27 protein-coding genes are annotated in these 26,490 nt (G+C 62.2%); 22 read left to right on the top strand and 5 right to left on the bottom strand.

The genetic code is table 11. The features are described from left to right. Positions 1–58: 58 nt before the first annotated feature. Positions 59–514: a transposase gene (locus tag ABX298_RS09445; RefSeq protein WP_013974702.1), complete on the bottom strand. Its 456-nt coding sequence runs from the start codon at positions 512–514 to the stop codon at positions 59–61. A 252-nt stretch (positions 515–766) separates the two neighbouring features. Here ABX298_RS09445 and ABX298_RS09440 point away from each other — a divergent pair, with 252 nt between their 5' ends. The 3 genes from ABX298_RS09440 to ABX298_RS09430 all read left to right on the top strand — a co-directional run bounded on the left by ABX298_RS09440 (position 767) and on the right by ABX298_RS09430 (position 2,552). Further along, positions 767–1,075 (top strand): transposase, encoded by a 309-nt coding sequence (locus ABX298_RS09440; protein WP_004376391.1) that lies wholly within the window; start codon positions 767–769, stop codon positions 1,073–1,075. Further along, positions 1,072–1,914: an IS3 family transposase gene (locus ABX298_RS09435; RefSeq protein WP_044288731.1), complete on the top strand. Its 843-nt coding sequence runs from the start codon at positions 1,072–1,074 to the stop codon at positions 1,912–1,914. Before ABX298_RS09440 ends, ABX298_RS09435 begins: the two co-directional genes overlap by 4 nt. 359 nt (positions 1,915–2,273) lie before the next feature. Continuing rightward, positions 2,274–2,552 (top strand): DUF3077 domain-containing protein, encoded by a 279-nt coding sequence (locus ABX298_RS09430; protein ID WP_286100739.1) that lies wholly within the window; start codon positions 2,274–2,276, stop codon positions 2,550–2,552. Positions 2,553–2,673: 121 nt separating this feature from the next. Here the strand turns inward: ABX298_RS09430 and ABX298_RS09425 are convergent, their stop codons facing one another. Then, on the bottom strand, positions 2,674–3,696 hold the full coding sequence (locus ABX298_RS09425; protein WP_367394342.1) for an RHS repeat-associated core domain-containing protein: 1,023 nt from the start codon (positions 3,694–3,696) through the stop codon (positions 2,674–2,676). 272 nt (positions 3,697–3,968) lie between these two features. Between ABX298_RS09425 and ABX298_RS09420 the strand changes: the two genes are divergently transcribed. The 18 genes from ABX298_RS09420 to ABX298_RS09335 all read left to right on the top strand — a co-directional run bounded on the left by ABX298_RS09420 (position 3,969) and on the right by ABX298_RS09335 (position 21,819). Next, the gene (locus ABX298_RS09420; RefSeq protein WP_085691465.1) at positions 3,969–5,057 is read left to right on the top strand and encodes an efflux RND transporter periplasmic adaptor subunit; all 1,089 of its coding nucleotides are present in this window, start codon (positions 3,969–3,971) and stop codon (positions 5,055–5,057) included. Further along, on the top strand, positions 5,054–6,121 hold the full coding sequence (locus tag ABX298_RS09415) for an efflux RND transporter periplasmic adaptor subunit (RefSeq protein WP_286918720.1): 1,068 nt from the start codon (positions 5,054–5,056) through the stop codon (positions 6,119–6,121). The genes ABX298_RS09420 and ABX298_RS09415 overlap by 4 nt, the downstream gene beginning before the upstream one ends. Then, entirely contained in the window at positions 6,118–9,171 is a 3,054-nt protein-coding gene (locus ABX298_RS09410; RefSeq protein WP_367394341.1) for an efflux RND transporter permease subunit, read from the top strand. The genes ABX298_RS09415 and ABX298_RS09410 overlap by 4 nt, the downstream gene beginning before the upstream one ends. 249 nt (positions 9,172–9,420) lie before the next feature. Then, positions 9,421–9,603 carry a sulfur starvation response protein OscA gene (gene oscA / locus ABX298_RS09405; protein ID WP_003258557.1) on the top strand — a complete coding sequence of 61 codons (183 nt, stop codon included), beginning with the start codon at positions 9,421–9,423 and terminating at the stop codon, positions 9,601–9,603. Positions 9,604–9,651: 48 nt separating this feature from the next. Then, positions 9,652–10,659, top strand: coding sequence for a sulfate ABC transporter substrate-binding protein (locus ABX298_RS09400; RefSeq protein WP_085621607.1), 1,008 nt, complete (start codon positions 9,652–9,654; stop codon positions 10,657–10,659). 198 nt (positions 10,660–10,857) lie between these two features. Next, positions 10,858–11,676 (top strand): sulfate ABC transporter permease subunit CysT, encoded by an 819-nt coding sequence (gene cysT, locus ABX298_RS09395; RefSeq protein WP_286100736.1) that lies wholly within the window; start codon positions 10,858–10,860, stop codon positions 11,674–11,676. A gap of 11 nt (positions 11,677–11,687) precedes the next feature. After that, positions 11,688–12,560, top strand: coding sequence for a sulfate ABC transporter permease subunit CysW (gene cysW / locus ABX298_RS09390; RefSeq protein ID WP_025341027.1), 873 nt, complete (start codon positions 11,688–11,690; stop codon positions 12,558–12,560). A gap of 3 nt (positions 12,561–12,563) precedes the next feature. After that, positions 12,564–13,553: a sulfate/molybdate ABC transporter ATP-binding protein gene (locus tag ABX298_RS09385; RefSeq protein WP_013974693.1), complete on the top strand. Its 990-nt coding sequence runs from the start codon at positions 12,564–12,566 to the stop codon at positions 13,551–13,553. Positions 13,554–13,921: 368 nt separating this feature from the next. Further along, positions 13,922–14,707 carry an energy transducer TonB gene (locus ABX298_RS09380; RefSeq protein WP_317408858.1) on the top strand — a complete coding sequence of 262 codons (786 nt, stop codon included), beginning with the start codon at positions 13,922–13,924 and terminating at the stop codon, positions 14,705–14,707. Between the two features lie 30 nt (positions 14,708–14,737). Then, positions 14,738–15,457: a MotA/TolQ/ExbB proton channel family protein gene (locus tag ABX298_RS09375; protein ID WP_075046694.1), complete on the top strand. Its 720-nt coding sequence runs from the start codon at positions 14,738–14,740 to the stop codon at positions 15,455–15,457. A 1-nt stretch (position 15,458) separates the two neighbouring features. Then, positions 15,459–15,860 (top strand): biopolymer transporter ExbD, encoded by a 402-nt coding sequence (locus ABX298_RS09370; protein ID WP_025341024.1) that lies wholly within the window; start codon positions 15,459–15,461, stop codon positions 15,858–15,860. A gap of 274 nt (positions 15,861–16,134) precedes the next feature. Then, complete coding sequence (locus ABX298_RS09365; RefSeq protein WP_013974692.1) at positions 16,135–16,716, top strand: alpha/beta hydrolase; 582 nt, start codon at positions 16,135–16,137, stop codon at positions 16,714–16,716. Positions 16,717–16,780: 64 nt separating this feature from the next. Continuing rightward, positions 16,781–17,611, top strand: coding sequence for a sigma 54-interacting transcriptional regulator (locus ABX298_RS09360; RefSeq protein ID WP_286100735.1), 831 nt, complete (start codon positions 16,781–16,783; stop codon positions 17,609–17,611). Between the two features lie 174 nt (positions 17,612–17,785). Then, on the top strand, positions 17,786–18,571 hold the full coding sequence (locus tag ABX298_RS09355) for a MetQ/NlpA family ABC transporter substrate-binding protein (protein ID WP_025341021.1): 786 nt from the start codon (positions 17,786–17,788) through the stop codon (positions 18,569–18,571). A gap of 303 nt (positions 18,572–18,874) precedes the next feature. Beyond that, complete coding sequence (locus ABX298_RS09350; protein ID WP_075047059.1) at positions 18,875–19,540, top strand: amino acid ABC transporter permease; 666 nt, start codon at positions 18,875–18,877, stop codon at positions 19,538–19,540. Then, positions 19,521–20,180: an amino acid ABC transporter permease gene (locus ABX298_RS09345; protein WP_025341019.1), complete on the top strand. Its 660-nt coding sequence runs from the start codon at positions 19,521–19,523 to the stop codon at positions 20,178–20,180. The genes ABX298_RS09350 and ABX298_RS09345 overlap by 20 nt, the downstream gene beginning before the upstream one ends. Continuing rightward, entirely contained in the window at positions 20,177–20,950 is a 774-nt protein-coding gene (locus ABX298_RS09340) for an amino acid ABC transporter ATP-binding protein (RefSeq protein ID WP_054573408.1), read from the top strand. Before ABX298_RS09345 ends, ABX298_RS09340 begins: the two co-directional genes overlap by 4 nt. Continuing rightward, positions 20,947–21,819 (top strand): transporter substrate-binding domain-containing protein, encoded by an 873-nt coding sequence (locus tag ABX298_RS09335; protein WP_367394340.1) that lies wholly within the window; start codon positions 20,947–20,949, stop codon positions 21,817–21,819. Before ABX298_RS09340 ends, ABX298_RS09335 begins: the two co-directional genes overlap by 4 nt. Positions 21,820–21,948: 129 nt before the next feature. Here ABX298_RS09335 and ABX298_RS09330 read toward each other — a convergent pair whose 3' ends face one another. Both ABX298_RS09330 and ABX298_RS09325 read right to left on the bottom strand, forming a co-directional pair. Continuing rightward, positions 21,949–22,767 carry an alpha/beta fold hydrolase gene (locus ABX298_RS09330; protein ID WP_367394339.1) on the bottom strand — a complete coding sequence of 273 codons (819 nt, stop codon included), beginning with the start codon at positions 22,765–22,767 and terminating at the stop codon, positions 21,949–21,951. Between the two features lie 64 nt (positions 22,768–22,831). Then, positions 22,832–25,195: a penicillin acylase family protein gene (locus ABX298_RS09325; protein ID WP_367394338.1), complete on the bottom strand. Its 2,364-nt coding sequence runs from the start codon at positions 25,193–25,195 to the stop codon at positions 22,832–22,834. A gap of 86 nt (positions 25,196–25,281) precedes the next feature. On the opposite strand from ABX298_RS09325, the gene ABX298_RS09320 reads away from it, so the two are divergent. Next, on the top strand, positions 25,282–25,848 hold the full coding sequence (locus tag ABX298_RS09320) for a sugar O-acetyltransferase (RefSeq protein ID WP_367394337.1): 567 nt from the start codon (positions 25,282–25,284) through the stop codon (positions 25,846–25,848). On the opposite strand, the gene ABX298_RS09315 is transcribed toward ABX298_RS09320, so the two are convergent. Then, positions 25,827–26,396 (bottom strand): DUF6436 domain-containing protein, encoded by a 570-nt coding sequence (locus ABX298_RS09315; protein WP_085691456.1) that lies wholly within the window; start codon positions 26,394–26,396, stop codon positions 25,827–25,829. The two genes, ABX298_RS09320 and ABX298_RS09315, sit on opposite strands and share 22 nt — an antisense overlap. Positions 26,397–26,490 lie beyond the last annotated feature (94 nt).

Here is a 26,490-nt window from a genome sequence, read left to right as displayed (position 1 = left end):
TACCTGTGGGAGCGGGTTCATCGGGGCGCCGAACCGCCGCGAATGCCCCAGCACAGATTCAAAGCCAGACTGCATCCCAATGTGGATAGTCCCTGACACTTCTGACCAAGCCAGCCCGCAAGGGGTTGGCAACAATGTATCTGGCAACATGCACCATGCTCTCCTCCCGCCGCAGTGCCCGGTCCTGATACCCAGACTGCCATACCGGATCATGCTCAACCCCCGCCTGATGCAAAACCAGACTGGACCTGGACTTGAACCTGCGCATCAAGGTGCCCAACGTCGTACCTTTCAACTCGATCAGCCAATGCAGATGGTCCGGCATCAGCACCCAGGCCAGTGATCGGCAGGCATGTTCCTGGTCTGATTGTCGCAGTTGGTGAATGACCAGCCGGGCATGGTGGAAATCATGGAACAGCGGCTTGCGCTGGTGGGTGACGGTGGTCAGCAGATAGAGCCGGCCAAGTTCTGAATAGCGACCACGGCGAAGCAGGTGAGACTGGGCTCGCGACATTGGCTTCTTCCTTGAAAAGCAGGTGACTTTTCAAAGGTAGTGGCTGAGATGCAGGTGCTGTGTAGATCATGGTTTCTGGATATGGCAGAGGCTTGCGGATGGCAGTACCGGCCTTTCGCGGGTAAACCCGCTCCCACAGGTATTGCGCAGGTCCTGAAGGCTGCACATAACCCTGTGGGAGCGGGTTTGAACTGGCCTAATGATCCCGGACACCTCTTAAGGGCGATATGATTCGCCCACTCAGGAGGTTCCATGCAAGAACGAAAGACCTATACCCGCGAGTTCAAGCAACGTGCTGCCAGCATGGTTCTTGACGACAACTGTTCGGTTCCCGACGTCTGCGCATCGATGGATGTCGGTCCAACGGCTCTGCGCCGCTGGGTGGATCAGGTTCGTAAAGAGCGCCAGAAAGGCCAGCCCGTGGCTGGCACCAAGGCGATCAGCGATGAGCAGCGCGAGCTCCAGCAACTACGCGCCAAAATCAAACGTCTGGAGACCGAGGCCGAAATCTTAAAAAAGGCTACGGCTCTCTTGATGTCGGATCCCGATCGTTTTTCTTGATCGAGGAACTGAGGGAGTCTGGGGCGTATCCGACCAGCTTGCTTTGTAGCGCGCTGAACGTATCCCGCAGCGCGTTTTATGACTGGCTTCATCGCCGTTCAACGCCGAATACCAAACGTGACACGCTCAGAGCAAAAGTCGTGCAATTGCACGCTGAAAGCCGGGGAAGCGTTGGTGCGAGGATGCTCTCTGAGCACTTGAAGGCTCAGCAGCTCAAAGTAGGACGGTATCTGGCCGGAAAACTCATGCAGGAGGCAAATCTGGCCAGCAGGCAGCGCCGCCGGCATCAGTACCGCTCCAGAGGCGTCGAAGCCTTTGTGGCCAGGAATCTGCTCGAACGTAACTTCGAGCCGACTGCAATCAATCAGGTCTGGTGCGGCGACGTTACCAGCTTGATGGTCGGGAAGCGCTGGTACCACCTGGCAGTAGTGATTGACCTGTTCGCCCGGCGGATCGTTGGTTGGGCGTTTTCTCTCATCAATGATGCTAACTTGGTTAGCAGGGCGCTGAGGATGGCAGTGGGGGTTCGAGGCAAGCATGCAGGCTTGATGTTTCATTCAGATCAAGGCTGCCAATACACTAGCCAGCGCTTCCAGTCCGAGCTGCTTGAGCATGGGATAACCCAAAGCATGAGTCGCAGGGGGCAATGCTGGGACAATGCGCCAACAGAGCGCTTCTTCGGGACGCTCAAGTCAGAGTGGGTACCCTCTCAGGGCTACAAGGAGATTGAAGAAGCCAGGAGGGACATGACCAGCTTCTTCATGCGCTACAACCGAATCAGGCTCCATAGCTACAACAACTATCTGTCGCCAATAGCTATGGAGCAGCAGGCGGCTTGATCACCGTAATCGGTGTCCGGCAAAACTTGACCAGAACAGTTCACCCGCGAAGAGGCCCTGAAGGCGTACGACTTTTCATCAACTCAAACCAAAGGCTTCAGTTGGATCGGCTTGGGAATTATCCTACGAGCCGTGTGGAAGCTGCTCTGTTGCTGGGGAAATGCCCCAGGGATAATGTCCTTGGGACCGGGTGTGAGAACCCAACGATATAGTGCTTTCGTCATGGCAACCGTGCGCGGGCAGACTTACGTCTGGCTGCGTTCCTATATCCGCGGTTTCTCACCTCGCGTACGGTTGCCGCCCTGATCCGTGAGAAAGATGAAGGTGGCAACTCCTTGTCCAGATATAGGAGATCCACCATGACCAATTCTGCTCCAGGCAACTTCCATCCATCACACAGCAGCACCGTCGGTAAAGAAACCTGCATGGACCTTTTCCGTGTCCAGGCCAATATCCCCTTCAACCATGCCTTCTCCGAACTCTCCGTAATGCTCGGGTGCATCAATCACCTGACGACTGAAGCCGAGATGGAAAATGACCGACTGGCTGGTAGCGCTGCGAGAATTCTCAGTGGCTTTGCCAAAGCACTGATCGATGACATCGAACTGGGACTGAACAAGGCTTCAATTCAGCTCTGACCTGTACCGGCCCTTTCGCGGGTAAACCCGCTCCCACAAGTATCCGTGCAGCCTTCATGGCTTGCACATGCCCCTGTGGGGGCGGGTTTGAACTCGAAGAAGATCTTCTACGTACGTTTTTTTATCGACCAAAGGTTTGCTGCCGGAATCCACTTATACTTTTGGGAAAAGAATTTGGGAATGGGTCAGATTTACTGTAAGTCGGAGGAGGTGATCCTGCGTTATGCTGGGTGTGGGGAGTAGAAAATGGTGTTAGAACTTCAGATGTATGGGCATTATAATGGACACGTGAGTTAACACCTGACGAGGTTTGAGGCTGCATTGGAGAGGCAGGTGCATGGGAAACGCTGTTAGAGGATGCAGCACTTTGTGGGGGATTCATGATGTTTCGTAGGCGATTAATGCTGCCGTTTTGGCGAGTAATGGTCTCTTGTTGAATCCGAACAGTTTCTCGTAGGGCATCAACGTTGTTTTCTAGGCGTTGATTGTCTTTTTTCAGCTGAGCTGATTTGAACCGGTAACGTAGGAGCGAGCCTGCCATTAGAGCCGCGGCGGCGGTGCCAAGAACTATTGATGTTATGTTTAGAATATTTCGGCTTTTAGGGTCTTTTACCAAAGCTGCTGCAATAGTGGTTCCTACTGATGCGCCCCCAGTAATCATCATCGCAATATTGAGAAAATTGGCTAAAGGAAAATGACCAGTGGGGTCAACGTAATTCACTGGGTCCCCGGCACAGTACGCTTTTGAGTTCAGTCCACCCCTCCCGAACGGGCTTTGGTCATCGTCGCTATAGAATCTGTAACTTCCGGGGCTGGCCAGACGATAACTGCCCAGCAAGTAACAATCTGTTGGCGTATCCAGTATCTCACCGTTGAATGCCAAGGGGTTGTTCGATTCTCCCTGGACTGTGCGATGGCCATAGGGGGTATAAGCGAACTGCGCCTTGCCGGAGTCTCTCAATTCGCTCATGACGGTGTTGGAGTTGTCCACTGCCATGATTGAACGCGATTCCTCAGCACCTGATGTGCATAGCGCCAGGAGGCTGTTCTGATGCCGGAAAATGGAGCGTGTCACAGCGCCGTCTAGTTCGGTGCGAACATGGTTGTTTTGGTAGAAACGGCGTGTAGTTTTTGCAGCAGCCATGGGGCCTCCGAGGGGTCAAGGGTTAACAGGGACTGGCCTCTTTTGTGATGCCACTGCCGGGGCGACCGGTTGGGTAGACTATGTAATGCCCTGGCGACAATTGGCTACTGACAGAAATGCCAGGTTTTCCACGAACAAGTTGTGCCGAGCCTGCCCTGTGACACCGGCCTCGAATGTCTCCCTTGCGCATGTGGCCAGTGCCGTTTGTCCAACCCTGAACTACGCTGACAGTCGCATCCCACGAATCATTTGCGCGCAAGCAAGGAGCCTGCATGACGTTGATACGTCCGCTGTTGGTCGTCTGCCTGGGGCTTGTGTCCCTGCTGTCGGGCTGTAGTAAGGAAGAAACCACCGAAACACTGCCACGCGTAGGCGTGCAACAGGTATCACCCACCGATTTCGCTGCCAGGGTCACCCTGACTGGCGATGTGCAGGCGCGGGTGCAGACCGACCTGTCGTTCCGGGTGGGCGGCAAGATCATTTCGCGCAGTGTCGATGTCGGCGACCACGTAAAGGCCAACCAGGTGCTGGCGCGGCTGGACCCGAAAGACCTGCAGAACAATGTCGACTCGGCCAAGGCCGAGGTGTTCGCCGCGCAGGCGCGGGTCACCCAGACCAGCGCTGCCTTCGTACGCCAGCAAAAGCTGTTGCCCAAGGGCTACACCAGCCAGAGCGAATACGATTCCGCCGAAGCCGCGCTGCGCAGCAACCAGAGCGCGCTCAAGGCCGCGCAGGCGCAATTGGCCAATGCCAACGAACAACTGAGTTATACCGCGTTGGTCTCCGAGGCCGATGGGGTCATCACCGAGCGCCAGGCCGAGGTCGGCCAGGTGGTGCAGGCGACCATGCCAATCTTCAGCCTGGCCACCGATGGCGACCGTGATGCCGTGTTCAATGTCTACGAATCGCTGCTGGTGGCCCCGCCCAGCGATGCCGGCGTGATCGTCAGTCTGCTGGACGACCCCAAGGTTCAGGCCCGTGGCTTCGTGCGCGAAATCACCCCCACGGTGTCTGCGCAAAGCGGCACGGTACAGGTCAAGGTCGGGCTGAGGGATGTGCCGCCAGGGATGCAACTGGGTGCACCGGTGACGGCCACCACCAATGCCCAGGGCCGGCCTAGTATCGAGCTGCCATGGTCGGCACTGACCAAGGCCCTGCATGAGCCCGCCGTCTGGGTAGTGGGCGAGGGTGACAAGGTAGAGCTGCGCAAGGTCGAGGTCAGCCGATACCTCACCGGCAGGATCGTGGTCGCCAGTGGCCTGAAAGGCGGCGAGACCGTGGTGGTCAATGGCGGGCAGTTGCTGCACCCCGGCATGCAGGTGCTGAAGATCGATGCCAAGGCCAACGGGGGTGAGCTATGAAGCGCCTGCTGCTGATGCTGTCGGCCGGCGTGCTGTTGGCTGGCTGCAGTAGCGAGGATGAAGTGCCGGAGCCGATTCGGCCGGTGCTGTCGGTCAAGGTCGAACCCCAGGTGCAGTCGCAGCTGGGCCGTTTCGCCGGCAGTATCCAGGCACGTTTCGAAAGCACCTTGGGCTTCCGGGTTTCCGGGCGTATCGCCCGGCGCTGGCTGGATGTGGGCGCACAGGTGAAACCGGGCGACACCCTGGCCACCCTCGACCCGACCGACCAGCAGAACCAGCTTCGTGCCGCCGAGGGCGACCTGGCCAAGGTGCAGGCGCAGTGGATCAACGCCCAGGCCGATGCCCGCCGCCAGCAACAGCTGTACGACCGTGGCGTAGGCGCCCAGGCACAGCTGGATATCGCCCAGACCAACCTGAAAACCACCAGCGCGGCGTTGGAGCAGGCGCGCTCTGCGCTCAGCCAGGCGCGTGACCAGCTCGACTACAGCACCCTGCGCACCGACCACGCCGCGGTAATCACTGCCTGGCAGGCCGAAGCCGGGCAAACCGTCACCGCCGGCCAGGCCGTGGTAACCCTGGCCAGGCCGGATGTGAAGGAAGCGGTGATCGACCTGCCGATCGGCCTGGCCGAGCAGTTGAGCAAAGGCCTGACCTTCACCGTTGCTTCGCAGCTGGACCCGACCATCAACACCACCGCCAGCCTGCGGGAACTGGAACCCCAGGCCGACGCCACCACCCGCACCCGCCGCGCGCGCCTGACCCTGGCCAGCACCCCGGCGGCCTTCCACCTGGGCACCGCCATCAGCGTGACCCTGAGTTCGGAGGTGTCGCCGCGCAGCGAACTGCCCTTGAGTGCCTTGCTCGAGCGCGACGGCAAGACCCAGGTATGGGTGATCGATACGCAGCAGAAGACCGTGGCCACTCGTGACGTGGCCCTGATCGGCCGCACCACCGACAGCGTCGTCCTGAGCTCGGGCGTACAGCCCGGCGAGCGGGTGGTGACTGCGGGCGTGAACAGCCTCAAGCCTGGCCAGAAGGTCACCTTCGACGAGGATGCGCAATGAAAGGAAGCTTCAACCTGTCCGACTGGGCACTCAAGCATCAATCGTTCGTCTGGTACCTGATGTTCGTTGCCCTGCTGATGGGGATCTTCTCCTACTTCAACCTGGGCCGTGAGGAAGACCCGTCGTTCACCATCAAGACCATGGTCATCCAGACCCGCTGGCCCGGCGCGACCCAGGACGAAACCCTGTACCAGGTCACCGACCGTATCGAGAAGAAGCTCGAGGAGCTCGACTCCCTCGACTACACCAAAAGCTACACCCGCCCCGGCGAATCCACGGTCTACGTGTACCTGCGCGACACCACCAAGGCCAAGGACATCCCGGAAATCTGGTACCAGGTGCGCAAGAAGATCCAGGACATTCGCGGTGAATTCCCTGCGGGCATCCAGGGGCCCGGGTTCAACGATGAATTCGGCGATGTGTTCGGTTCAATCTATGCCTTCACCGCCGACGGCCTGACCCTGCGCCAGCTGCGCGACTACGTGGAGCAGGCGCGGGCCGAAGTGCGCGATGTGCCCAACATCGGCAAGATCGAGCTGATCGGCACCCAGGACGAAGTGCTTTACCTGAACTTCTCCACCCGCAAGCTGGCAGCCCTGGGCATCGATCAGCGCCAGGTCATGCAGGCCCTGCAATCGCAAAACGCCGTGACCCCTGCCGGTGTGATCGAGGCCGGGCCGGAACGTATCTCGGTGCGTACCTCCGGGCAGTTCACCTCGGAAAAAGACCTGCAAACCGTCAACCTGAAGATCAACGACCGCTTCTTCCGCCTGGCCGATATCGCCGATATCGAGCGTGGTTACGTCGACCCTCCTTCGCCGATGTTTCGCTACAACGGCCAGACGGCGCTGGGCCTGGCCATCGGCATGAAGGCCGGCGGCAATATCCAGGTGTTCGGCGCGGCGCTGAAAAAGCGCATGGACAAGGTGATCGAAGACCTGCCGGTGGGCGTCGGGGTACACACTGTTTCCGACCAGGCGGTGGTGGTCAAGCAAGCGGTGGGCGGCTTCACCAGTGCGCTGTTCGAGGCGGTGGTGATCGTGCTGGCGGTGAGCTTCGTCAGCCTCGGCGTGCGTGCCGGGCTGGTGGTGGCCTGTTCGATCCCGCTGGTGCTGGCTATGGTGTTCGTGTTCATGGAATACAGCGGCATCACCATGCAGCGGATTTCGCTGGGGGCGCTGATCATCGCCCTGGGCCTGCTGGTGGACGATGCGATGATCACCGTGGAGGTGATGGTCACACGGCTGGAGATGGGCGAAAGCAAAGAACAGGCGGCGACTTTTGCCTATACCTCCACGGCCTTCCCCATGCTTACCGGCACCCTGGTGACGGTGGCCGGCTTCGTGCCGATCGGCCTCAACGCCAGTTCGGCGGGTGAGTACACCTACACGCTGTTTGCGGTAATTGCCGTGGCGCTGATGGTGTCGTGGGTGGTAGCGGTGTTCTTCGCCCCGGTGCTCGGCGTGCACATTCTCAGCAGCGCCAAGCTCAAGGCTCATGAAGCCGAGCCGGGCCGTGTCGGCCGAGTCTTCGAGCATGGTCTGTTGTGGTGCATGCGCAACCGCTGGCTGACCATCATCGGCACCGTGGTGCTGTTCGCCCTGGCGATCTTCTGCGAGCGCTTCGTGCAGAACCAGTTCTTCCCGTCCTCGGACCGCCCGGAAATTCTCGTCGACCTCAACCTGCCGCAAAACGCCTCGATCGAAGAGACGCGCAAGGTGGTCGACCGCTTCGAGGCGCGGATCAAGGACGACCCGGACCTGGTGCACTGGAGTACCTACATCGGCCAAGGCGCGATCCGCTTCTACCTGCCCCTCGACCAGCAGCTGCAGAACCCGTACTACGCGCAGCTGGTGATCGTCAGCAAGGGCTTCGAGGAACGCCAGGCCATGATGGACCGCCTGCAGAAGATCCTGCATGAAGAGTTCGTTGGCGTCGGCACCAACGTGCAATCGCTGGAAATGGGCCCGCCAGTGGGCCGGCCGATCCAGTATCGGGTCAGCGGCGCCAATATCGACCAGGTACGCAAGCACGCCATCGAGCTGGCCACCTTGCTCGACCAGAACGAGCACATCGGCGAGATGATCTACGACTGGAACGAGCCGGGTAAGGTGCTGCGCGTGGAAATCGCCCAGGACAAGGCGCGCCAGCTGGGCCTGTCGTCGGAGGACGTGGCCAATCTGATGAACAGCATCGTCAGCGGTGTGCAGATCACCCAGGTCAACGACAACATCTACCTGGTCGACGTGGTCGCCCGTGCCGAGGACAGCGAGCGTGGCTCGCCCGATACCCTGCAGAACCTGCAGATACTGACGCCCAACGGCACCTCGATCCCGCTGCTTGCGTTCGCCACCGTGCGCTATGAGCTGGAGCAGCCGCTGGTGTGGCGCCGTGACCGCAAGCCGACCATCACCATCAAGGCCTCGGTCAACGGCGACATCCAGCCCACTGACCTGGTGGCCCAGCTGAAGCCGAAGATCGACGAGTTCGCCAGCAAGTTGCCGGTCGGCTTCGAAGTGGCCACCGGCGGTACGGTGGAGGAGAGCGCCAAGGCGCAGGGGCCGATCCGCAAGGTCATCCCGCTGATGCTGTTCCTGATGGCGACGTTCCTGATGATCCAGCTGCACAGCGTGCAGAAGCTGTTCCTGGTGGTCAGCGTGGCGCCGTTGGGGCTGATTGGCGTGATCATTGCGCTGGTGCCCACAGGTACGCCCATGGGCTTCGTGGCGATTCTCGGCATTCTCGCGCTGGCGGGCATCATCATTCGTAACTCGGTGATCCTGGTGACCCAGATCGACGAGTTCGAAGCCCAGGGCTTGTCGCCGTGGGATGCGGTGGTGGAGGCCACCAACCACCGGCGCCGGCCGATTCTGCTGACCGCGGCGGCGGCGAGCCTGGGCATGATCCCGATTGCCCGCGAGGTGTTCTGGGGGCCGATGGCCTACGCCATGATTGGCGGGATCATCGTGGCGACCCTGCTGACGCTGCTGTTCCTGCCGGCCTTGTATGTGGCCTGGTACAAGATCCGCGAGCCACAGAAACACAACTGAAGCCCTGCACGGATCCTGTGGGAGCGGGTTTACCCGCGAATGCGATGGTGGAACCACCGCCGCATTCGCGGGTGAACCCGCTCCCACAGGGCCTACCGTCGCCTTCGAAATTGTCTTTTGTTTTTGGTTATATAAACATTCTTAAACAGTATTTTTAAGAATAACCCCACCTCACTACTATTGCCCTCAAGCCAGGCGCAAATCCCCTTCAAACCTCAGCCCGGCACCCTCACTCCAAGGAGAACGAGCATGAGTGCATCTCTGCGTAGCATCGACGGTCAGGACGAAGCCACCATTCTGCGTGAAATCCAGAGCGCTCTGCGCGACCTGCGATTCGGTGCGGTGGAGATTACCGTGCACAACGCTCAGGTCGTGCAGATCGAGCGCAAGGAGAAGTTCCGCCTGCAGCAGCCCGGCAACAAGACCGGCTGATCGCACCACACATTCAAAACTAGAAAAATGCCAATCGGGAGCTTCACCATGTCCATCCGCCGTTATGCGCTCGCCGCCCTGGCCAGTGCTGTTTTTGCCGGTTCCGCCATCGCCAAGGACTACGAACTGCTGAACGTGTCCTACGACCCGACCCGCGAGCTGTACCAGCAGTACAACGCCGAGTTCATCAAGCACTGGCAACAGGCCCACCCGGGCGACAAGGTGAAGATCCAGCAATCCCACGGCGGTTCGGGCAAGCAGGCCCGTGCGGTGATCGATGGTCTGCGTGCCGACGTGGTGACCCTGGCCCTGGCCGGCGACATCGATGAAGTCGCCAAGCTTGGCAAGACCCTGCCGGACAACTGGCAGACCCGCCTGCCGGATGCCAGCACCCCGTACACCTCGACCATCGTGTTCCTGGTGCGCAAGGGCAACCCGAAAGGCATCAAGGACTGGGGCGACCTGATCAAGAAGGACGTGTCGGTCATCACCCCCAACCCGAAAACCTCCGGCGGCGCCCGTTGGAACTTCCTGGCTGCCTGGGCCTATGGCCTGAAGACCGGCGGTAGCGAAGAGAAAGCCAAGGCCTACGTGCAGGAGCTGTTCAAGCACGTACCGGTGCTGGACACCGGCGCCCGTGGCTCGACCATCACCTTCGTCAATAACGGCCAGGGCGATGTGCTGCTGGCCTGGGAAAACGAAGCCTTCCTGGCACTGAAGGAAGACGGTGGCGCCGACAAGTTCGAGATCGTCGTGCCGTCGCTGTCGATCCTCGCCGAGCCGCCGGTGGCGGTGGTGGACAAGAACGCCGAGAAGAAGGGCAATACCGAGATTGCCAACGAATACCTCAAGCACCTGTACAGCCCGGCCGGGCAGAAGATCGCCGCCGAGAACTTCTACCGCCCGCGTGACGAGAAGGTCGCTGCCGAGTTCGGCAAGCAGTTCCCGAAACTGGACCTGGTGACCATAGACAAGGACTTTGGTGGCTGGAAGACTGCACAACCTAAATTCTTCAATGATGGCGGTGTGTTCGACCAGATCTATCAGGCACAGTAAGGGCCAAGGAAAAGCGGGGCCGCCCTGCGGCCCATCGCCGGCAAGCCAGCTCCCACAGGATTACCACAGGCCCCAGGGCTGCGCGATCCTTGTGGGAGCTGGCTTGCCTGCGATGGGCTGCAAAGCAGCCCCAGGATTCAGAAGCTTGCACCGGCCCGGGATCTGTCCCGGGTTTCGTGCGTTCAACCAGGGATATTTATGTCACGCCGCATTTCCCCCGTCATACCCGGCTTCGGGCTGACGCTGGGCTACACCTTGGTGTACCTCAGCCTGATCGTGCTGATACCGCTGGCCGCCATGTTCGTGCATGCCGCGCAGCTTACCTGGGAGCAGTTCTGGAGCGTCATCAGTGCGCCGCGGGTGATCGCCGCGCTCAAGCTGAGTTTCGGCACCGCCCTGTTCGCCGCCATCATCAACGGAGTGATCGGCACCCTGCTGGCCTGGGTGCTGGTGCGCTACACCTTCCCCGGGCGCAAGATCATCGATGCGATGATCGACCTGCCGTTCGCCCTGCCCACGGCCGTAGCCGGTATCGCCCTGACCGCCCTGTATGCGCCTTCGGGCTGGGTCGGCCAGTTCGCCACCGACCTGGGTTTCAAGATCGCCTACACCCCGCTGGGCATCACCCTGGCGCTGACCTTCGTCACCCTGCCGTTCGTGGTGCGGACGGTGCAGCCGGTACTGGCCGACATTCCGCGTGAAGTGGAGGAGGCCGCCGCCTGCCTGGGCGCCAAGCCGCTGCAGGTGTTCCGCCATGTGCTGGCGCCAGCGCTGCTGCCTGCCTGGCTGACAGGCTTTGCCCTGGCCTTCGCCCGCGGCGTGGGCGAGTATGGTTCGGTGATCTTCATTGCCGGCAACATGCCCATGAAGACCGAGATCCTGCCGCTGCTGATCATGGTCAAGCTCGACCAGTACGACTACACCGGCGCGACCTCCATCGGCGTGCTCATGCTGGTGGTTTCCTTCATCCTGCTGCTGCTGATCAACCTGCTGCAGCGCCGCATCGAAACCCCTTGAAGGAGGCCGGCATGTCCAGTTCATCCCTGAATGCAACCGCCGCCGCCAACGCCGCCCGCCGGGGCAGCGCCACTTCGCGGCGTATCCTGATCGGCCTTGGCTGGCTGGTGTTCGCGCTGTTCCTGCTGCTGCCACTGGTGATCGTGGTATCGCAGGCGCTGAAGAACGGCTTTGGCACCTTCTTCGAAGCGATCTTCGAGCCTGACGCGTTGTCGGCGCTGAAGCTGACCCTGCTCGCCGTGGTCATTTCGGTACCGCTGAACCTGGTGTTCGGCGTCAGCGCCGCCTGGTGCGTGAGCAAGTACACTTTCCGTGGCAAGAGTATCCTGGTCACCCTGATCGACCTGCCGTTCTCGGTATCGCCGGTGATCGCCGGCCTGGTCTACGTGCTGATGTTCGGTGCGCAAGGCCTGTTCGGGCCGTGGCTGCAGGACCACGATATCCAGATCGTGTTCGCCCTGCCGGGCATCGTCCTGGCCACCATCTTCGTCACCGTACCGTTCGTGGCCCGTGAGCTGATCCCGCTGATGCAGGAGCAGGGCACGCAGGAAGAGGAGGCCGCGCGCCTGCTCGGCGCCAATGGCTGGCAGATGTTCTGGCACGTGACCCTGCCGAACATCAAATGGGGCCTGATCTACGGCGTGGTGCTGTGCACCGCGCGGGCCATGGGCGAGTTTGGCGCGGTGTCGGTGGTGTCCGGCCACATTCGCGGCGTGACCAACACCTTGCCGCTGCACGTGGAGATCCTCTACAACGAGTACAACCATGTCGCGGCCTTCAGCGTGGCCAGCCTGCTGCTGATCCTGGCGCTCTTCATCCTGCTGCTCAAGCAGTGGAGCGAGAACCGTATTAACCGCCTGCGCCACAGCGCCGCGGAGGAATGATTCATGTCGATCGAAGTTCGTAACGTCAGCAAGCGCTTCAACAGCTTCCAGGCCCTGGACAACATCAACCTGGACATCAACAGCGGCGAGCTGGTGGCCCTGCTCGGCCCGTCCGGCTGCGGCAAGACCACGTTGCTGCGCATCATCGCCGGCCTGGAAACCCCCGACCAGGGCAATATCGTGTTCCATGGCGAGGACGTGTCCGGCCATGACGTGCGCGACCGCAACGTCGGTTTCGTGTTCCAGCACTACGCGTTGTTCCGCCACATGAGTGTGTTCGACAACGTCGCATTCGGCCTGCGCATGAAGCCCAAGGGCGAGCGCCCGAGCGAGAGCAAGATAGCCGAGAAGGTGCATGAACTGCTGAACATGGTGCAGTTGGACTGGCTGTCCGACCGCTACCCCGAGCAGTTGTCCGGTGGCCAGCGCCAGCGTATCGCCCTGGCCCGTGCGTTGGCGGTGGAGCCCAAGGTGCTGTTGCTGGACGAGCCTTTCGGTGCGCTGGATGCCAAGGTGCGCAAGGAGCTGCGCCGCTGGCTGGCACGCCTGCACGAGGACATCAACCTGACGTCGGTGTTCGTCACCCACGACCAGGAAGAAGCCATGGAGGTGGCTGACCGCATCGTGGTGATGAACAAGGGCGTGATCGAGCAGATCGGCTCGCCGGGCGAGGTGTACGAGCACCCGGCCAACGATTTCGTCTACCACTTCCTCGGTGATTCCAACCGCCTGGCCCTGAGCGAAGGGCATCATGTGCTGTTCCGCCCGCACGAAGTGTCGCTGTCGCGACACGAGACCGAAGGGCACCATGCGGCCGAGGTGCGGGATATCCGGCCGTTGGGCGCGACCACGCGGGTGACCTTGAAGGTGGAAGGGCAGAGCGAGCTGATCGAGGCAGAGGTGGTCAAGGACCATGACAGCCTGACCGGGTTGGCGCGGGGGGAGACATTGTTCTTCCGGCCGAAGGTTTGGCAGAAGGTGGCGGATATCTGAGTCGCCTTTGATGATGAAAAAGCCCAGGGTTGCTACTGGGCTTTTTTATGCCTGATGGATTGCCGGGGCTGCTTTGCAGCCCATCGCCGGCAAGCCAGCTCCCACATCTGTGGGAGCTGGCTTGCCGGCGATCGAGGGCGCAGCCCTCGCGGCAATCTCATGCCTTACGCGAATATTTCGCATGCCGGCAATGCATGATTGAAAACCCGCCCGGCCACAGCCCGCGAATTCCGCGGCTTTGCCACAATCCCTAAAAAACTATATTCAGTAAAGTTCTAACTATAATTTTAAACATTACTTTAAGAGATAAGCCCCTGGCCGCGATGATTCAGCCACACACCTGAATCGAGACCCCAGGAGTTTGATCAATGGGTAATGTCCAGTCGGCCGTCAGGGCCTACGACCAGCCATGGCGCCCGGCACCGGGTGACCTGGTCGACCTTGGACGCACGCTTCGCCTCCCGCTTGGCCAGCTGCGCCTGCAACGCACGCCTGTCAGCGGGCTCAAGCGCCGCGACAAGCTGGTGTTGGGCCTGCTGGTGCTGGCCCTGCATGGCGCTGCAGCGTACTGGGTCAGCCAGGCACCAACGCCCGAGCTGCCGGTGGTGCCACCGCAAGTACCGCCGATGACCATCGAGTTCGCCGCGCCGGCACCGCCTGTAGTCGAGCCACCGCCACCAGCCCCGGCACCGCCGGTGGTCCAGCCGCCACCTCCGCCGGTGGTCGACGAGCTGGCCGCCAAGCCCAAACCCAAGCCAAAGCCCGTGCCCAAGCCGGTGGTCAAGCAACAGCCCAAACCGCAGCCCAAGCCGGTCGAAGCGCCGCCGCCAGCCCCTGTGGCTGCCCCGGCACCGCCAGCGCCACCCGCCCCGGTCACCCCGGCATCGGCCAACGCGGCGTACCTGAAGAACCCGGCGCCGGAGTACCCGCAGATGGCCCAGCGCCGCGGTTGGGAAGGCACCGTGCTGCTGCGCGTCGAGGTGCTGCCCAGCGGCAAGCCCGGGCAGATCCAGATCCAGAAGAGCAGCGGTCGTGATGCCCTCGACGCTGCCGCACTGGCCGCGGTCAAGCGCTGGAGTTTCGTGCCTGCCAAGCAGGGCGACGTGGCCCAGACCGGCTGGGTCAGCGTGCCGATCGATTTCAAGCTTCGCTAACTTTTTCGCAGAACACAGGAAGACATCATCATGAGCCTGCTGGCATCCCCCCTCGAATCCGTTGAAAGCGCAGTCATCTGGCTGCTGGTCGGTTTTTCTGTCGCCACCTGGGGCCTGGCCCTGGTCAAGGTCGTGCAGTTCGTGCGGCTGAAGAACCAGGACAAACGCTTCCACCAGCAATTCTGGGCCGCCTCGAGCCTGGACTCGGCTGCCGAGCCCAGCCACGACCTGCCTGGCCCTGCCGCCCGTGTTGCCCAGGCCGGTTATGCCGCCATCGCCGTCGGTGACAGCCAGGCCAATGACCTGAGCCACGCCATCAACCATCAGGACCGCCTGGAGCGCGCCCTGCGCCAGCAGATCGTGCGTGAGCGCCGTTCGCTGGAAACCGGCCTGGCGGTGGTTGCCAGTATTGGCAGTACCTCGCCCTTCATCGGCCTGTTCGGCACCGTATGGGGCATCATGGAAGCACTCAAGGGCATCAGCGCGGCCGGTTCCGCCAGCCTGGAAACCGTGGCCGGGCCGATCGGCGCGGCACTGGTGGCCACCGGCGTGGGTATCGCCGTCGCGGTGCCGGCGGTGCTGGTCTACAACTACTTCCTGCGCCGCCTCAAGCTCACCGCGGCCGACCTCGATGACTTCGCCCACGACTTCTACAGCCTGGCGCAGAAGAGTGCTTTCCGCGTGCTGGTGCACCCGGCCGTGCACAGGCCCCAGGCCGGTTTCACCCAACCGGTGAAGGAGGCGTCCTGACATGGCCTTTTCGACCCAGGACAGCGACGAAGTTCTCAGTGAAATCAACGTCACGCCGTTGGTGGACGTCATGCTGGTGCTGCTGGTGGTGTTCATCGTCACCGCGCCGCTGCTGACCAATGCCATCCCCATCAACCTGCCCAAGACCGAGGCCGTGGCCCCGGTGGAGCAGAAGGACCCGCTGGTGGTCAGCATCGATGGTGACGGCAAGTTGTTCATCAACAAGGACGAGATCCAGCCCGACCTGCTGGAAACCAGCCTAAAGGCCGCCAAGGACAAGGACGTGGACGTGCGCGTACAGCTGCAGGCCGATGACGGCGTGAACTACGGTGAAGTGGCGCGGGCCATGGCGGCTATCGAACGTGCGGGGATCAGCAAGCTGGCGGTGATTACCGCGCGCTGAACTCGTCAACTTTCTTCAGGCAAGTGCTTAGGGGCCATATCTCTTGGCAGGGGATGGCCCTTTTTTTTGGCCGGATTTCATGGCTATCAATGCCCCCTGTGGGAGCGGGTTCACCCGCGAATGCGATGTAGGCATCACCGACGCATTCGCGGGTAAACCCGCTCCCACAAGGATTGCATTTTTGGTTATTAATAAATAGCTTCTTATTCCTTTACTGATATAACTCCCTCCCTATACTTGTCTCCAAGCACGCAAACTCACTGGAGGCGTCCCCATGCGCAATGAGTCGATTCGTTACCTGATTGTGCCGGGCTGGCAAGGATCGCCAGACAACCATTGGCAAAGTCACTGGCAGCGCACCCTGCCCAACAGTGCCCGGGTCGAGCAGCACGACTGGCTGACCCCGCAACGCCAGGACTGGGTGCAGGCACTGGAGCAGGCGATTGCCGCCGAGCGCTCGCCGGTGATTCTGATTGCCCATAGCCTGGGCTGCATAACCGTCGCTCATTGGGCCGCGCAAGCCAGCCCGGCCCTGCTGCGGCGGGTACGTGGTGCGCTGCTGGTGGCACCCGCTGACGTAGAGCGGCCAACCTGCGCGCCGGCTCTGCGCAACTTCGCGCCGATCCCGACCGAAGCACTGCCATTCCCCAGCCAGGTGGTCAGCTCGGACAACGACCCGGCCGTAAGCGTGCCAAGGGCGTTGTACCTGGCCCAGGTCTGGGGCGCCGAAGCAGGGCTGCTGACCAACGCCGGGCACATCAACGTCAAGTCCGGCCATGAGCGCTGGGAACAGGGTTTCGCCTACTTGTATCGCTTGCAGAGCCGGGTCGAGCAGCGCGCACTGCGCCGCGCCTGATCGCCCTTACTGTTTACCGTTTGCCTGACGCCCGGCCATTGAAGGCCTGGGGCGGGAGTTCGTCATGACTTTTCAAAACCCTTTTGGCCAGCCGTTGCTGACCTTCCCTGAGCTGGACAAGAGCCCGCTGAGCATCCGCGCCAAGGCGCTGGTGTTTATCGACCCACGTTCGCAGCAGTTGCGCGAGGAGCTCGAGCACCTGGCGCCACAACCCTTGCCAGTGCTGATCCGTGGCGAAACCGGTACCGGCAAGGAACTGCTGGCTCGGCAGATCCACCGTGCCAGTGACCGCAGCGGGTTGTTCGTGTCGGTCAACTGCGCTGCCATCAGCCCCACCTACGCCGATGCCGAGCTGTTCGGCTACAGTGCCGGCAGCCAGGGTGGCACAGCCAGCAGCCGTGCCGGCTGGTTCGGCTCGGCCAACGGCGGCACGTTGTACCTGGACGAGATCGCCGACTTGCCGCTGGCCATCCAGGGCAAGCTGCTGGCTGCCCTGGAAAACCGCGAGGTTACCCGGGTGGGCGCGCAGCAGCCGCAACCGGTGGACGTGCGCCTTGTGGCCGCTACCAGTATCGACCTAGCGCGGGTGGTGCGCGCGGGGCGCTTCAATGAGCGCCTGTACCAATACCTGCGCGAGGGGGCGCTGGAGCTGCCGCCACTGCGCGAGCGGCCGGGCGATATCCTGCCGTTGGCCGAGTACTTCGTGGGCATCTACAGCGTGCGCCTGCAACGGCCTGTGCCGCTGGTGAGCGAGGCGGCGCAGCAGGCGCTCGAGGCACACCCTTGGCCCGGCAACACCCGTGAACTGGAGAACGTCATCCACTTCGCCTTGCTGGTGAATGACGGCGAAGAGATCCTGGCTGAAGACCTCGACCTGCCAAACCCCGCGCGCTAGACATCGCTCATAAGCAAAGTGGTTGATGGCAGTTTGTTTTTGGAATAAGAAGCTAAATAAAAGATATTGTTACGGAATAAAAAATCTGGGTATTGTCCGCCTCACGCCCGCTGGTGAACCGGTTGGGCACCCGATTCGCCATCGTCGATGGCCCAGACCAGAACAAGGACCACCATGAAGAAGACCCTGCTGACCACTGCCCTGGCTGCTGCCCTGTCGTTTGCCGGCCTGGCTGCCGCCGCCGAGAAACTGGTGGTTGCCGCCACCCCGGTACCGCACGCCGAAATCCTCGAGCTGATCAAGCCGACCCTGGCCAAGGAAGGTGTGGACCTGCAGATCAAGGTCTTCACCGATTACGTGCAGCCGAACGTGCAGGTTGACCAGAAGCGCCTGGACGCCAACTACTTCCAGACCCTGCCGTACCTGCAGAACTTCAACGAAGGCAAGGGCACCCACCTGGATACCGTGATCGGCGTGCACGTCGAACCCTTCGGTGGTTACTCGAAGAAGGTCAAGAGCCTGAGCGAACTGAAAGAAGGCGCTACCGTTGCCATCCCTAACGAGGGCAGCAACAGCGGCCGAGCCCTGCTGCTGTTGCAGAAGGCTGGCCTGATCACCCTGAAGGACCCGAAGAATGCCCTGGCCACCCCCAAGGACATTGCCGAGAACCCGAAGAAGCTGAAGTTCCGCGAGCTTGAGTCGGCCATGCTGCCGCGCGTGCTGGACCAGGTCGACCTGGACATGATCAACACCAACTACGCCTTGGAAGCCGGCCTGAACCCGGCCAAGGACGCGCTGGTAATCGAAGGCAGCGACTCGCCATACGTGAACTTCCTGGTCGCCCGCCCGGACAACAAGGACAGCGAAGCCATCCAGAAACTGGCCAAGGCCCTGACCAGCCCGGAAGTGAAGGAATTCATCGCCAAGAAGTACCAAGGTGCGGTGCTGCCGGCGTTCTGATGCGCTTGCATTACCTTGCATGACCCAACGCCGACACCCTTGTGTCGGCGTTTTTATTTGTGGGCATAGTTACCTGTGGGAGCGGGTTTACCCGCGAACACGGGCGAAGCCCGTGCCATCCACCGCGTTGTCTGCTTCGCGGGTAAACCCGCTCCCACAAGGTCCTGCGTGCGCCGTCAGTACATGCATCCAGCGCGGAACTCTCAGTGATATGCATATGCTACAAAGGTATTTATCAAAAAGTTTTTAGATCATTAGAGTCTAGCTATCGTGCCCACGCGCACCCTGCAGACCTGCTTCACCATGACCCTCGACACCGCATTCATCCTCGGCACGCTGCCCGCCTTCCTCAAGGCCGTGGGCGTGACCCTGCAGGTCGGCCTGATCGCCATCGCCACCTCGCTGCTGGTCGCCCTGGTCAACGCCACACTGTTGGTATTACGCACCCCGTACCTGTCGCGCCTGGTAAAAGCCTACGTGGAGCTGGCCCGCAACACGCCGCTGCTGATCCAGCTGTTCTTCGTCTACTTCGCCTTGCCCAGCCTGGGCCTGAAGATTTCCGGCTTTGCCGCAGCGATCATCACCATGACCTTCATGGGCGGTGCCTACCTCACCGAGGTGCTGCGTGCCGGCATCGAGGCCGTGCCCCGTGCCCAGCTGGAGTCCGGGCGCTCCATCGGCCTGTCCGAAGGCCAGCTGCTGCGCCATGTGGTGTTGCCCCAGGCCGGCATCCTCAGCCTGCCGGCACTGTTTGCCAACTTCATCTTCCTGCTCAAGGAAACCACCGTGGTGTCGGCGGTGGCCGTGCCGGAAATTCTCTACACCACCAAGAACTACATCGCGCTGTACTACAAGACCTATGAAATGCTCACCGTGCTGACCCTGCTCTGTGTGCTGCTGTTCCTGCCGCTGTCGTTGCTGCTGCGCTATGTCGAAAGGAGGCTGCAACATGGCCAGTTCGGCGTCTGAACTGCTGCTGCAGGCATTGCCGCAGCTGGCTGGCGGCGCGGCGCAGACCCTGGCCATCTCTGCGCTGGGCATCCTCTTCGCGACGCTGGGCGGTGTGCTTTATGGAGTACTGGCAACCTTGGGCAACCGGGCCCTGAACATTGCTTTGCAGGTGTACCTGGAGCTGTTCCGTGCCATCCCGGTGCTGGTCTGGCTGTACCTGGTGTTCTTCGGCCTGCCGATCTTCCTGGCCCTGAGCATCCCCAGCTTCTGGTGCGCGGTACTGGTGCTGGGCCTGTGGGGCGCCAGCGAGGTGGGCGAGGTGGTGCGTGGCGCGCTGCGCTCGCTGCCGCGCGGCCAGCGCGAGGCGGGGTTGTCGATCGGCCTGGCCGGCTGGCAGCTGTATGGCTACGTGCTGTTGCCACAGGCGCTCAAGCGCATGACCCCACCGACCATCAACATTTACACGCGGATCATCAAGACCAGCTCGCTGGCGGTGCTGATCGGCGTGGTCGAGGTAATCAAGGCCGGCCAGCAGATCATCGAGCGCACCTACGAGTCGGTGCTGATCTACGGCGCCTTGTTCCTGTTCTTCTTCATCGTCTGCTATCCGCTGTCCGCCGCTTCACGCGTGCTGGAACGCCGCTGGGCCCACTCATGAGCGCATTGATCGAATTCCAGGGTTTCAACAAGTTCTTTGGCGAGCACCAGGTGCTCAAGGACGTCGACCTCCAGGTGGCGGCCGGCGAGGTGGTGGTCATCCTCGGCCCCAGCGGTTGTGGCAAAAGCACGCTGCTGCGCTGCCTCAACGGCCTGGAGCAGGCCCACGGTGGCCACCTGCGCCTGGCCGGGCAGGAGCTGCTCGACCCGCGCACCGATTGGCGCGAGATCCGCCAGCGGGTCGGCATGGTGTTTCAGAGCTATCACCTGTTCGGCCACATGAGCGTGATCGACAACTTGCTGCTTGGCCCGCTCAAGGTGCAAAGGCGCGAGCGCGCCGAAGCCCAGGCCCAGGCCGAGGCGTTGCTGGCGCGGGTCGGCCTGCTGGACAAGCGCGACGCCTTTCCCCGGCAGTTGTCCGGGGGCCAGCAACAGCGCATCGCCATCGTGCGTTCGCTATGCATGAACCCCGAGGTGATGCTGTTCGACGAGGTTACCGCGGCCCTCGACCCAGAAATGGTCAAGGAGGTGCTGCAGGTGATCCAGGGCCTGGCCCGCGACGGCATGACCTTGCTTATCGTTACCCACGAAATGGCCTTCGCTCGCGCGGTGGCCGACCGCATCGTGTTCATGGAGGCCGGCAGGATCCTTGAACAGGGCGACCCCGAGAGCTTCTTCACACGACCGCGGACCGCACGCGCGCAGCAGTTCCTGGAGAAATTCTCCTTCGTAGAAAGCCTGCCGAAGACACTGCACAAGGAACTGTCATGAAAACTGCCAACCTCACCAAACTGCTGGCGCCGTTGTTCGGCCTGGCCCTGCTGGCCGGCTGCAACAAGGCTGAAGAACCACCCAAGCCCGCGGCGGCCTCGCCGGCCACCAGCTACCTGGAAACCATCAAGGCCCGCGACAAGCTGATTGTCGGGGTGTTCACCGACAAGCCACCGTTCGGTTTCGTCGATGAGCAGGGCCGCTACGTGGGCTTTGACACCGATATCGGCCGGCGCCTGGCCAAGGACCTGCTGGGTGATGAAAACAAGGTCGAGTTCGTTGCCGTGGAGCCGGCCAGCCGTATCCCGTTCCTGCAGAGCGACAAGGTCGACCTGATCCTCGCCAACATGACCGTGACCCCGGAGCGCAAGGAAGCGGTGGACTTCACCAACCCCAACCTGCGCGTTGCCGTGCAGGTCATCGTCGCGGATGGCAGCCCGGTGCAGAAGCTCGACGACCTGGCCGACAAGACCATCATCGTCACCACCGGCACTACCGCTGATATCTGGCTGACCAAGAACCACCCGGACTGGAAACTGCTCAAGTTCGAGAAGAACAGCGAGTCGCTGCAGGCACTGGCCACCGGGCGTGGCGATGCCTATGCGCAGGACAACCTGATTCTGTTCAGCTGGGCCAAGCAGAACCCGGGGTACCGCGTGCTGCCTGAGCTGCTGGGTGACGAGGCACCGATTGCACCGGCGGTTAAGAAGGGCAACACCGAGCTGCGTGACTGGGTGAATGCCGAGCTGGCCAAGCTGGGGGAGGAGAAGTTTCTGCTGAAGCTGTATGACCAGTATGTGCGCAAGGAACTGAGCGATGACACCAAGCCGGAAAGCGTGATTGTGGAAGGGGGCAAGTGGCAGGGCTAGTCAGGTAAATAAGGCCATTGTGGGAGCGGGTTCACCCGCGAACACCGGCGAAGCCGGTGCCATGCACCGCGTTGCCTGCTTCGCGGGTGAACCCGCTCCCACAAGGGCTGCAAAGCAGCCCCGGTAATCTCAGTGGTTACGCGGTAGCCAATTCAGCAAGAATTCATTCACCACCCGCGGGTTCTCCAGGCTGGAGATATGCCCCGCAAACGGAATCTGCGCCGCCAGGCAGCCAATGATCCGCGCCATTTCATTGGACTCTTCCGGCGGCCGCGGAATGTCCTGGTCGCCGCACATCAGGATGGTTCTCTCGCTCGGCAGCTGCTCGAGTTGCTCCAGCAGGTCGTGTCGTCCAAAGATTATCCGCCCCATGGGATCGAGGCTCTCGCGAATGGTTTGTGCACTGCTTGCCTTCAGCTGAGCACGAAACCGCTCACGGATTTCAGGCACGGTCTGGCCGCCTGCGTGGAAAAAAATAGGCACGATGATGTCGAGCAGCAGGTCGCTGAATTCGCCGGCTTCGCTGGCGGCATCCAGCAAGGCGAAGTACTTGAGCCGAGTCTCCTCCGGCTCGGCGCCCAGGTAAGTGTCCATGAGCACCAGGCGATCAATTCGTTCAGGATGGGTAGCGGCCAGCGGTGCGCCCCACATACCGCCTACCGACAGCCCGACCAGGTGGCACTTGGCAATTTCCAGTTTGTCCAGCAACGTCAGGTGCTGGCGGACCAGGCTGTTCATGTCGATGGTCGTGGCAGGCGGAGCATCGGAGCCGCCGTGGCCCCACAGCTCGGGGACGATGACGCGGAAGTGTGCTGACAAGGCTTCGATTTGTGGCTGCCACATCGTGGCGGACCACAGGTAGCTGTGGCCGAGCAGGACCGGAAAACCCTGGCCCTGGTCGATGTAGCTCATGCGGGCGCCGTCGATTTCGATGAAGTGTCTTTGCATGCAGTGGGTCTCGGCTGGAAGTGTTGTAGGGAATTCGAAAATGTCGGGGGCTGCAAGGCAACCCCTACGGTGCTGGCACCAGACGCAAGGTACTCTGCGCCGGAATCACCCCCATCTGCGCTTTCTGGTACTGCCCCTGCACATACCCTTCGGCCTGATCCGCAAAATGCCTGTCGAACGGCACGCCACTCTGCCCGACCGGGTTGATGGTCAGCGCCTGCCCGGCATCGGCAAAGTCGACCAGCCGCCGCGTCGACGGCCCATAGGTCACCGGCCATGGCGCCGGGCCGATCTTCGCCGAGAGGTTGTTCGGCACTTCATGAGTGCCCGGTGCGGCGAACGGGCCGACGTTGAACAGCAGGTTCAGCGTCTTTTTAACCCCCAGCGGGTGGTTGTGGGTCAGGGTATGGGCCTTGCCCCACTGCCAGCTGGCCGGGTCACTGCCCAGGGTCTCCCGCAGGTGCTTCAAGCTGTTCTGCCACGCAGTGCGCACCACGGCGGTACGGTCGGTGCGCTGGTTGGCTCCGCGGGTGTTCCACCACGGGGAATCGGCATCCGCCGCCAGGCGCGGCAGGGCTGCGTCGATGGCGCGGGTGCTGATCAGCACCGGGAACCAGGTGTCGCCCAGCTCGTCATGCAGGGCCGCGAATGCCAGCTCGTAGAGGAACTGGTTGAACAGCGTGGCACTGGTCGAGTCGAGTGGGTAGTCGCCGCTCCAGGCTGCCAGTTGCTCGACCAGCTCCTTTTCTTCGTCACCTTCGGCCACTGCGCGCAGCGTTGCCAGCAGGGGTGCAAGGGTGCGCGGGCCATGGTCGCTGGCAGTGTCCAGCTGCAGCGCCTGGCTGTTTTGGGTATCCCACTTCACCTCGGCGTTGGCCAGGTGGCGGTCGAGCTGGCGGCCTCGGTCCGGCAGGTTGTAGTAACCGGGTATCGGCACCGCCGCCGGAGGCTGGTAGTTGGCCGAGACAATGTAGCCGCGCGCCGGGTTCTCCTGTTGCGGGTTGACGCTGAAGGGATAGAAGCCGAGCTTGTCGGCCTGCGCACTGGCACCGTCAAGGATGAACGCGGGGTCGACGCCGTCGGGGCGGATCGGCAACTGCGCCGCCGCCCACCAGCCGATATCGCCCCGGGCATTGGCCCACACCAGGTTCAGCCCCGGCGCATGCACCTTGGCCGCGGCCTCGCGCATCTTGCCCAAGGTATCGGCGCGGTTGAGCTGGTAGAACCCGTCGAGGATCGGGTTTTCGGTTTCCAGGAACGCCCACCACATGGCGATTGGCGTGGGCCCGGCAGTGGCGCCCAGCACGTCGTTGACGATCGGGCCATGGGGCGAGCGGCGCAGGCTGAGGGTGACCGGTGCTTCGCCTTTGACGGCAATCTGTTGCTCGGTCTTTTCCAGCGCCTGCCATTTGCCATCGACCATCACCTGGTTGGCGTCGGCCGGGTTGGTGCGCTCGGCGATCAGGTCGACGTCGTCGTTCTGGAACATGGTCAGGCTCCAGCCGAAGTCGCGGTTGTGGCCGAGCAGGGCGAACGGGTTTAGCGCCTGGAAGTAGCCATACAGGTTGAAGCCCGGCGCCGACAGCTCGGCCTCGTACCACACTGCCGGCACCGCAAAACCGATGTGCGGGTCGCCGGCCAGCAGCGGCCTGCCGCTGCGGGTGCGGCTGCCGGCCACGGCCCAGGCGTTGCTGCCCTCGAATTGCGGGATGCCCGCATCGCCCAGCGCGTCATGGCTGAGGCGGGCGAGGGCCTCCAGGCTTTGCCAGTCGGCAGCGGCTAGCGGTGTACTCAAGGCGCCCTCGGGCTGCCAGGCGAGATCGAAGATGTTCAGGTACTCAGGGCCCAGCTGGTCGCGGATGTAGGTCAGCGCGGGCTCGGTGCGAAACGCGGCGGCAAAGCTGTAGGCCAGGTAGCCGGCGATGCTCAGGGTGTCTTCGGCGCTGAATGGGCGCGGGGTGATGCCGAGCAGGTCGAATTCCATGGGCTTGGGGTGGCTGGCCTGCCAGCTGTTCACCCCGTCGAGGTAGGCTTGCAGGGCTTGCCAGGCGGGCGATTGCCGGTCCTGACGCTTGGCCATCAGTGCTGCCTGTTCGCGAATGCGCAGGCTGCGGAACAGGGTGTCGGTGGGCAGCAGCTTGTCGCCCAGCACCTCGGCCAGCTCACCCCGGGCCAGGCGGCGCAGGATCTCCATCTGGAACAGCCGGTCCTGGGCATGCACGTAACCGAGGGCACGGTACAGGTCCGGCTCGCTCTGCGCCTGCAGGTGCGGCACGCCGCGGGCATCGTAGCGCACGCTGACCGGCGCCTGCAGGCCGGCAATGGCCACCTCGCCCTCGCGTTGCGGCAGCTTGCCCTGCACGTACCAGTATCCGGCGCCGGCGGCCACGGCAACCACCACGGCCAACAGGGTCAGGCTGCGCTTCATGCAGGCTCCTTGTGCGTTCAAGCGAAAAATGTGGTCCGATGATCGGCGGATTCGCGAACAGAGCATAGCCCCAGGAAGGAGTTTCCATGTCCCTCAGCGAAAAACAGAAAATGCTTACAGGCCAGCTCTATCATGCTGGCTGCCCCGAGCTGCAGGCCGAGCAGATCGCCAACAAGCACTGGATGCACCGCTACAACAGCAGTGTCGATTTGCTCAACGACGCACGTCATGGGCTTTTGGTAGAGCACTTTGGCCCGGTCGGCGAAGGCGCGGTGATCCGCCCGCCGTTCTATTGCGACTATGGCTACAACATCAGCGTCGGCCGCAACACCTTCATGAATTTCAACTGCGTGATCCTGGATGTGCTGCCGGTGCGTATCGGTGATGACTGCCAGATCGGCCCCAACGTGCAAATCTATACCGCCGACCACCCGCTCGACCCCGAGGTGCGCCGCACTGGGCTGGAGAGTGGCCGGCCGGTGACCATCGGCAACAACGTGTGGATCGGCGGCGCGGCGATCATCCTGCCGGGGGTGACCATTGGCGATAACGCCGTGGTGGGTGCCGGTAGTGTGGTCACCCGTGACGTGCCGGCAGGCGCGGTGGTGGTGGGCAACCCTGCGCGGGTGCGTCAGCCGGCCCAGGGGCAGTAGCAGCCTACCGCCAGGGTATTGGAGGCACTCACCTGGCGGCCGTCGAGCAGTGCCTTGAGGATCGGCTCGATGAAGCTGTTGCTGGCATTGCACACGGCGCCTTCGCTGTAGGGGCCGAAATAGGCCAGGTGGCCTTGCCGGTCCCAGATGGCCACGGCCGGGGAGGCGGGCAGGTGTTCGCTGCCGGGCACGCTGGCGAGTGGCTTGAGGGCGGTGAGGTTGGCGGGCAGCTGGCCGTGGCTGTCGGGCTTTTGCAGTACGTGGAAGGTCACGCCCTGGCTGGCGAACTGGTTGACCAGGTCGCCCAGATGCTGCTGGTTGCCGACGTTGCACGGGCAGGCAGGGTCCCAGAAATGCACTACCCGGATCGGGCCGGGGCCGGCCAGCTCGGGGGGCAACTGCAGCTGGCTGCCGTCGAACAGCGTGGCCTGGTTGTCGAACGGGCGCAGGTAGCGGGCCTGGAAGGTGGTGTAGGCCTGCCAGACCAAAGTGGTGCAGAGCAGCAAGGCGAGGGCGATCAGGACTGGTTTGGCAAGGCGGGTCGGCATGGATGTCTGTGGGTTTCTTGTGTGGGTTCACTGGCCCTATCGCCGGCAAGCCAGCTCCCACAGGATATCACCAGGCCTGAGGCCGGTAGGCAAC

Source organism: Pseudomonas sp. X4, assembly GCF_040784925.1.
Lineage (GTDB): Bacteria > Pseudomonadota > Gammaproteobacteria > Pseudomonadales > Pseudomonadaceae > Aquipseudomonas > Aquipseudomonas putida_Z.
The sequence above is the reverse complement of the archived record's forward strand: the minus strand, read 5'-3'. Positions and strand labels throughout refer to the sequence as shown.

Bases quoted from the DNA above. Each gene is read 5' to 3' on its own strand.
- cysT (WP_286100736.1), top strand. From the start codon at position 10,858: ATGTCACGCCGCATTTCCCCCGTCATACCCGGCTTCGGGCTGACGCTG.
- ABX298_RS09400 (WP_085621607.1), top strand. From the start codon at position 9,652: ATGTCCATCCGCCGTTATGCGCTCGCCGCCCTGGCCAGTGCTGTTTTT.
- ABX298_RS09320 (WP_367394337.1), top strand. From the start codon at position 25,282: ATGTCCCTCAGCGAAAAACAGAAAATGCTTACAGGCCAGCTCTATCAT.
- ABX298_RS09350 (WP_075047059.1), top strand. From the start codon at position 18,875: ATGACCCTCGACACCGCATTCATCCTCGGCACGCTGCCCGCCTTCCTC.
- ABX298_RS09325 (WP_367394338.1), bottom strand. From the start codon at position 25,195: ATGAAGCGCAGCCTGACCCTGTTGGCCGTGGTGGTTGCCGTGGCCGCC.
- ABX298_RS09365 (WP_013974692.1), top strand. From the start codon at position 16,135: ATGCGCAATGAGTCGATTCGTTACCTGATTGTGCCGGGCTGGCAAGGA.
- ABX298_RS09380 (WP_317408858.1), top strand. From the start codon at position 13,922: ATGGGTAATGTCCAGTCGGCCGTCAGGGCCTACGACCAGCCATGGCGC.
- ABX298_RS09430 (WP_286100739.1), top strand. From the start codon at position 2,274: ATGACCAATTCTGCTCCAGGCAACTTCCATCCATCACACAGCAGCACC.
- ABX298_RS09410 (WP_367394341.1), top strand. From the start codon at position 6,118: ATGAAAGGAAGCTTCAACCTGTCCGACTGGGCACTCAAGCATCAATCG.
- oscA (WP_003258557.1), top strand. From the start codon at position 9,421: ATGAGTGCATCTCTGCGTAGCATCGACGGTCAGGACGAAGCCACCATT.
- ABX298_RS09440 (WP_004376391.1), top strand. From the start codon at position 767: ATGCAAGAACGAAAGACCTATACCCGCGAGTTCAAGCAACGTGCTGCC.
- cysW (WP_025341027.1), top strand. From the start codon at position 11,688: ATGTCCAGTTCATCCCTGAATGCAACCGCCGCCGCCAACGCCGCCCGC.
- ABX298_RS09345 (WP_025341019.1), top strand. From the start codon at position 19,521: ATGGCCAGTTCGGCGTCTGAACTGCTGCTGCAGGCATTGCCGCAGCTG.
- ABX298_RS09315 (WP_085691456.1), bottom strand. From the start codon at position 26,396: ATGCCGACCCGCCTTGCCAAACCAGTCCTGATCGCCCTCGCCTTGCTG.
- ABX298_RS09330 (WP_367394339.1), bottom strand. From the start codon at position 22,767: ATGCAAAGACACTTCATCGAAATCGACGGCGCCCGCATGAGCTACATC.
- ABX298_RS09420 (WP_085691465.1), top strand. From the start codon at position 3,969: ATGACGTTGATACGTCCGCTGTTGGTCGTCTGCCTGGGGCTTGTGTCC.
- ABX298_RS09415 (WP_286918720.1), top strand. From the start codon at position 5,054: ATGAAGCGCCTGCTGCTGATGCTGTCGGCCGGCGTGCTGTTGGCTGGC.
- ABX298_RS09340 (WP_054573408.1), top strand. From the start codon at position 20,177: ATGAGCGCATTGATCGAATTCCAGGGTTTCAACAAGTTCTTTGGCGAG.
- ABX298_RS09445 (WP_013974702.1), bottom strand. From the start codon at position 514: ATGTCGCGAGCCCAGTCTCACCTGCTTCGCCGTGGTCGCTATTCAGAA.
- ABX298_RS09335 (WP_367394340.1), top strand. From the start codon at position 20,947: ATGAAAACTGCCAACCTCACCAAACTGCTGGCGCCGTTGTTCGGCCTG.
- ABX298_RS09370 (WP_025341024.1), top strand. From the start codon at position 15,459: ATGGCCTTTTCGACCCAGGACAGCGACGAAGTTCTCAGTGAAATCAAC.
- ABX298_RS09360 (WP_286100735.1), top strand. From the start codon at position 16,781: ATGACTTTTCAAAACCCTTTTGGCCAGCCGTTGCTGACCTTCCCTGAG.
- ABX298_RS09385 (WP_013974693.1), top strand. From the start codon at position 12,564: ATGTCGATCGAAGTTCGTAACGTCAGCAAGCGCTTCAACAGCTTCCAG.
- ABX298_RS09355 (WP_025341021.1), top strand. From the start codon at position 17,786: ATGAAGAAGACCCTGCTGACCACTGCCCTGGCTGCTGCCCTGTCGTTT.
- ABX298_RS09425 (WP_367394342.1), bottom strand. From the start codon at position 3,696: ATGGCTGCTGCAAAAACTACACGCCGTTTCTACCAAAACAACCATGTT.
- ABX298_RS09375 (WP_075046694.1), top strand. From the start codon at position 14,738: ATGAGCCTGCTGGCATCCCCCCTCGAATCCGTTGAAAGCGCAGTCATC.